General features: G+C 60.5%; 2 protein-coding genes. Both read right to left on the bottom strand.

Going from position 1 to position 1,492, the window contains the following annotated elements; genetic code table 11:
* Window positions 1-275 (bottom strand): EamA family transporter (locus I5W_RS18880; RefSeq protein ID WP_044530389.1); only part of this gene is annotated, 275 nt, incomplete at its 3' end.
* 40 nt (window positions 276-315) lie between these two features.
* Window positions 316-1,227 (bottom strand): histone deacetylase family protein, encoded by a 912-nt coding sequence (locus I5W_RS18875; RefSeq protein WP_044530388.1) that lies wholly within the window; start codon window positions 1,225-1,227, stop codon window positions 316-318.
* Window positions 1,228-1,492: the final 265 nt, after the last annotated feature.

Below are 1,492 nucleotides of genomic sequence, written 5' to 3'. Positions count from 1 at the left end.
ACCCCGGCCAGGTAGCCCGCCTGCAGCAATACGCCGGCCAGCGCCACGTGCGGGATTCGGCCATGCGGCCAGGGAGCACGGAACAGCAGCACCAGCGGCAGCAGGACCAACAGCACACCGGTAAAGCGCACNAGCAGGAAAGTCAGGGGCGGTGCATACGGCAGGCCGAACTTGGCCACGATGAAGCCGGTACTCCAGATCAACACGAACAACAAAGGCACCAGTCGCATCAGGAACTGGCGGGACCGGCTGGCGCCGGCGGCGGATTGCATCATTTCTTTTCCATCGGCAGGCGCACCAGGAAGTGCGCCCGGGTCATCTCGGTGTGCTCCAGCGGGTAGCGTGGAGGCTGGCGAGTCTTATCGTTTGTAGATGTACGGCGACGGTTTGTTCGATATCTCTGCCGTAGCCGCCCGCCATCGTAACCGCAACCGGGATTTTGTGCTCGCGGGCGTAGTTGAAGACGGTCTCATCGCGCGCCGCCAGACCGGCCAGGGTCAGCTTCATCTTGCCCAGGCGGTCGCCTTCGTGCGGGTCGGCACCGGCCAGGTAGATCAGCAATTGCGGCTCGAAGCGCTGCTGCAAGGCCTGCAAGGCGCCACGCAAGGCGTGCAGGTAATCCTCATCGCCGACGCCATCGGGCAGGGCGAGGTCGAGGTCGCTCTGTTCTTTGTCGAAGGGATAATTGTTCTGTCCGTGCAGCGACAAGGTGAACACCGAGTCATCCCGCGCCAGGATGGCGGCGCTGCCATTGCCCTGGTGCACATCCAGGTCGACGATGGCCACACGGGAGGCGCGCCGCTCGGCCTGCATCAGGCGCGCGGCGACGGCGGCATCGTTGAAGACGCAAAAACCCGCACCATGGTCGGCATAGGCATGATGGGTGCCACCCGCCAGGTTGACCGCCACGCCTTGCTCGAAGGCGGCGCGGCAAGCGGCAATGGTGGCGCCAGCCGAACGGCGCGAGCGCTCCACCATCTGCGGGGTCCAGGGAAAACCGATCTCACGCTGCTCGGCCGGGCTCAACAAGCCCTCGCTGACACGGGCGATGTAGTCGGGGTGATGCGCCAGCGCCAATTCGCCATCGCTGGCCGGCTGGGCTTCATACAGTTCCAGGTCCGGTACGGCCTGGATCGCACCTTCGCGGATCATGCGGTACTTGACCATGGGGAAGCGGTGGCCGGGTGGCAGCGGCAATACAAAATGATCGCTGTAAAAAACTTTCACATTTATTTCCCATTTAATTACAGAACACCTCTTGCAGTGCAACAAATATTTTTGGCAATGACGCGCAAACGATTGCGAGCACATCACTGATAACCCGATCCGACGGTTGAGCTTGTCCTACTCTCGGAAATGGTATCTATTAGTCAAAATAAGCTAAGTCCTTGATTAGACTTGGATCAACTTTGAAGCGCTTTTCCCGGATTCCCGCGTGATGAAACGTTTGACTTTATGCACGATTGAACTAGAATCGCCCTTGGCATCGCTC

It is taken from the genome of Herbaspirillum sp. B65 (assembly GCF_000333555.1).
In the GTDB taxonomy this organism is placed as follows: Bacteria; Pseudomonadota; Gammaproteobacteria; order Burkholderiales; family Burkholderiaceae_D; genus Herbaspirillum; species Herbaspirillum rubrisubalbicans.
The sequence above is the reverse complement of the archived record's forward strand: the minus strand, read 5'-3'. Positions and strand labels throughout refer to the sequence as shown.